Source organism: Streptomyces sp. NPDC054796, assembly GCF_053611545.1.
This window is the reverse complement of the sequence record NZ_JBSHAO010000127.1, coordinates 1-4,298: the sequence shown is the minus strand read 5'-3', so window position 1 is coordinate 4,298 and position 4,298 is coordinate 1. Positions and strand designations below refer to the sequence as shown.

At 66.9% G+C, this 4,298-nt stretch carries 3 protein-coding genes; 2 read left to right on the top strand and 1 reads right to left on the bottom strand.

The window, feature by feature from the left end:
* Positions 1–1,419: 1,419 nt before the first annotated feature.
* Entirely contained in the window at positions 1,420–2,697 is a 1,278-nt protein-coding gene (locus ACWGJ2_RS39980; RefSeq protein ID WP_453351333.1) for a hypothetical protein, read from the top strand.
* Positions 2,698–2,753: 56 nt separating this feature from the next.
* Complete coding sequence (locus tag ACWGJ2_RS39975; RefSeq protein ID WP_453351332.1) at positions 2,754–3,440, top strand: HAD family hydrolase; 687 nt, start codon at positions 2,754–2,756, stop codon at positions 3,438–3,440.
* Positions 3,441–4,061: 621 nt separating this feature from the next.
* Here the strand turns inward: ACWGJ2_RS39975 and ACWGJ2_RS39970 are convergent.
* Positions 4,062–4,262, bottom strand: a complete 201-nt coding sequence (locus ACWGJ2_RS39970; RefSeq protein ID WP_453351331.1) for a hypothetical protein — start codon at positions 4,260–4,262, stop codon at positions 4,062–4,064.
* Positions 4,263–4,298 lie beyond the last annotated feature (36 nt).

Here is a 4,298-nt window from a genome sequence, read left to right as displayed (position 1 = left end):
ATCGCGATCCACGCACGTGAATACCACTTCACCGGTAGGCCACGTCAAGCACTCACGCAGCACAGCCCGGCCTCTAAATTGGCCTAGACCACTAACATCGGCGGCATTCACTATGGGCTCTCACGCGCCAAGAAATGGCAGGTCGCCCGGGCCGCCCCCTCTACAGCTGTGTACGTGAATCTACCACATATCGACCCATTGGACTCTCCCTCTCAGAGCGCAACAGAGGAGTGCCGAGATCGACTGACGCGCACCCCCGGCACGAGGAACGCAATATTCCGACCGCCTTCATCTTCATGCGTTTACGCAAGAGGGTCGACTCGCCGTGGATCGTGAGCTACGGTCAAGCCTTATCATCTACAGGCGTTTATGAATATGGATGTCGGTGAGCCTGCATGCCCGTCACCGAGCATGCGGGCGAAGGGGGCACGCTCCGGGGAGTCCTCGTCCATGAACGCCGCCCGAGCAGCAGTGAGGGGATCGTCTTGATCGTCCTGAACCGCCGCAGGATCACGGCAGAGGTACTCGGCCTCGCTCACGCAAGTTCACCTACAAGGCCAAGGCGAAGACCTGGTACTCCCACAGGCCCTTGACACAGCGACCGGACGGCAAGCGCGTGGGCTGTCACACGATCTACTACTGCGTCACCCCTGCGAGCTCTCCTCGTCTTACCCGAGCGGCCGGCGCAGATCGACGGTGCTTCCTGCTCAGACCGGGGCGGTCCGATACACACCGTCAGCGGGAGCACGCACACCTGCGCCCGCGGTGCCGCTGGTCCCTCGGCCGCACGAGCCAGTAGAAGATCCCGCCCCCGCCCGTACGCTCTTCGCCTCTTCGGGGGGACCGCCGCATGCCGCGGTCGCACCCTCTGCTGACCGGGTCATACCCGGCCCCGACATCACGGTGCATGGCTCCCGCGCGCTCGACGAACGGAAGCACGACCGGCATCAGCCATCGCGCAGCATCGCTTCCTCTTCATACGGAGACATCCGTGGACATCCTTCGACACCGGCGCACCACTCGCTTGAACACCTTCGCGCTGCTAAGGAAGTTGCGACCGCAGCTCTTTCGCCAACCGTCCGGCCCCTCGTCGCCGACGCCCCCTGCCCGACGAGTACGAGAAGCATCTGCGCGGGGAGTCGCGGGATCCGCGACCTTCGGCTCTGCGGTGCCCGGCGGTCATGTCCGATCCGGACCCTCAGCCCCGACCCTCGCAAGCCAGCCGCCGGTGGGAGGCGTGGCCGAAACCGAGCCCCGGAGCGAGTCGGCGCTCCGTATACCCACCGAGGTGAGCCGTCGAGGGGTCAGTCCCAGGTGAGTTGCGGACGTTCCCAGGAGGCTGACCAGGCCCGTCGCGTTCCGATTTTTTCCCGGTTGCCCCGCCCCCCCCCATGTACCCGTATCCCGAGGAGGTTGCTGATGCCTGCCGCCCACCTTGCAGTTGGAGCCCGAGCTCCTTACGGGACGGGAGCTGCGAACGTTGCCGTCATCGCCCCGCAAGCCGACTCCGGCTACCCCAGCGCGCTCGCGCGTCGAGGGCGCAAAGCCGTCGCGGTCCCCTTGGGCCGCGGCGCGAGGCCCGTGGCCTACCGTGACGTCGCGGACGACGAGGCGTACGTCGATGTCATTGAGTACGACGGCGATCTGCAGCGCACCGTCAAGAGGCTGGATACGGTGGGAGTGGAAGCGGTGATGGCCGCAAGCCCGGTGGGCGTTGAGCTGGCCGAGCGGATCGCCTGGCAACTCCGGCTCCCTGCCAGCGGCGCCCCAGGCTCTACTCTTCTCAGGACCGATCGGGGTGTTCAGTCCAGGGCCCTGGACCAGGCGGGGATCACAGTGCCCCGCGGCGTGCGGACCGCCCGTCTTGGCGAAGCCCTTGCATGGGTCGGCAACTGCACGTTGTCGGCCTACCGACTGGCCCCCGCCGCACTCGGTGTGCCTGTACGGGCGGTCACCTGCCGCACTGTGCAGCACATTGCCACCGTGTGGCCGCAAGTCCAAGAAGCCGCCTACCGCCACAGCGGGAACGCCTCCCTCCTCCTGGAAGAGCAGGTGGAGGGGCGGCAGTATGTCCTCGACAGCGTCACGCAGCTCGGCCCACGCGGCCCTCAGCACGCTGTCACCGGCATCTGGACGCTCCTTCACGGTTCAACGGGGCACCTCGACCGAACCGACCTTGTGCGCCGCCACAATCTCCTGGCCCGTCGGCTGTCGCTGTACGTATGCCGCGCGCTGGACACTCTCGGCGTGGCATCGGGGCCGGCGTCATGCCATCTTGCTGTCGAGCCTGAGCGCGGACCCATCCTGTTGTCGGCCAGCACCGTCACCCGCCGGTCACGTGCCGACGAAGCCGTGTGGGCGACCACGGACCGCGACCCGATCGACGTAACGCTCGACAGACCCTTCTTCGCCCACCGCAGCCACCACGCGAGCCCCCGCATCCGCGTGACCCGAATCTACGTGGACGCCCAGCGGCGGGACAGCTCTCGGCCCAGAATGCTGCAGAACCTTGCCGAGCTGCCCACAACAGCGTGCATCGACAAGGCTCTGAACTCGTTCATCTCTCTGAATGCAGCGCTTCCGCCGGGAAGGTTCTGGGAGGTCGTCCTCGCGCATGCGGACTCGGAGGTCATCGAGAAGGACTACGGCCTTATCAGAGACCTCACATCAGATGTTTACAGGGTTCGGCAAGACTGATTGGTCCACGGCAGAGCCGACGCCCCCTTCGTCTGGTCAAGAGAGGAAGCGTTTCCGTGCCACGAACCTTCAACCGGCCGCACCTGGTGTGGGGATGGAGGGGCACCCTCGCCGCTGATGTTCAGCACCACGTCGGAGCGGTGAACGCAGCCCTGGCCTCTCTGGGCGCCGGACCAGTCGATCTCGACACGGTCCGAAGCCATTTCGCCACGACAGCTCCCGCCCTGTGTGCTGCCATCCTCCGCCGGGCCCTCACGGATCGGGAGCGCGTGAATGCGAGCGTGGCCTTCGAGACCTACCACTCCCGACTACCGTCCGCCCGGCTCACGGCTGGAACCGAGGCCCTGCTGACAAGGCTGGTCCGCAGCGGGTGCAGCCATTCCGTGCTGTCGCTGAGCGCCCACCACGGGCTGACCCAGCACATCTCCGACCTGGGCATCGCCTCCCTGTTCCTGCGGGTAGACGGACGGACAGATCCGTCCATCAGGAGCAAGAAGCAGATGCTCGCGACGCACGTGGCATTGCTACAAGAGACCATCGGAGACCGTCCGATCGTGGTCATCGGTGACGCCCTCGATGACGTTCGCGCCGCGTTCGCCAATCAGGTGCACTCGGTGCCGTACGCCGGAGGACTGACGCACGTCGACATTCTCCGGCAGAGCGGCCTGCCCGTCGCCGAGACCCTGGCCGAGGCCGCGGCGTTAGCGATAGAACACGCCCACCGCACGAGCCAGACCATGTAGGACCGCACTGGGGCATCCGGCACCAGACACGTCACCAGACGGTGAGTGAGATGCCTGCCTCCTCTACTTCCTGGATACGCCTCTCGGTCTTTGCGGACGGCTCTCCCGCACGAAGCCCGGCAGGAATAGCCTCAGGGATTGTTTTCCTCAAGAATGCCCGGTACCTAGTGGTTTGCCGGGCTGGACAAAGTGGTGCTGAGGCGCCGCGTGATGATGTCGGGCAGCGAGGGCGGGTGGTGTGCCGTCTGGGGCGGGGCGTGCTCGACCGGGCTCACGACTCCTCGCGGGGCGGGCGGGCAGTCGGCGTGTTCCGCGTCGACCCGGAGCCGCTGTTGTCCTGGGACGCCTGTCGCCAGTAGCGTCGGTGTGCTCCGCACGGCCGAGGACAAGGGGCTCATCGGCATCGAGGGTTCGGCAGCGCACCAAGCGGTACGGAAGAGCCGACGTGCGTGTGCGGCGCGGCCCGATACCGGGTGCCCAGCAGTCCACCGCTGCCCGGGAAGCCGCCGATGCACGACCCCCTCGGCCGGCCTGCCCCGCCAGGGAAGAGAACACCGTCGAGGTGAGGGGACGCTCTTGCGCGACCGGAAGGCTCCCACGTCAGCCGAAGAACACGGCCGTTCACCCCGCACGCCCGGCGGAGGGGCGCGGCGCCCCACCCCGGATGGGCTTCTCGGTCTCCAGTCCGCCGCTGGAAACGCGGCGGTCGTCCAGATGCTCCGCCGCGCCGGGCACCCCGGCGCACAGGAAAGAGACCCTCAGGAACGTGACCACAAGATGCCCGAGGCCGAGGACCCCCAGGTCCAGCGTTCCTCTGTACACGGTGTTCTCAACTCCTCGGGCCGCCCGCTGGACACC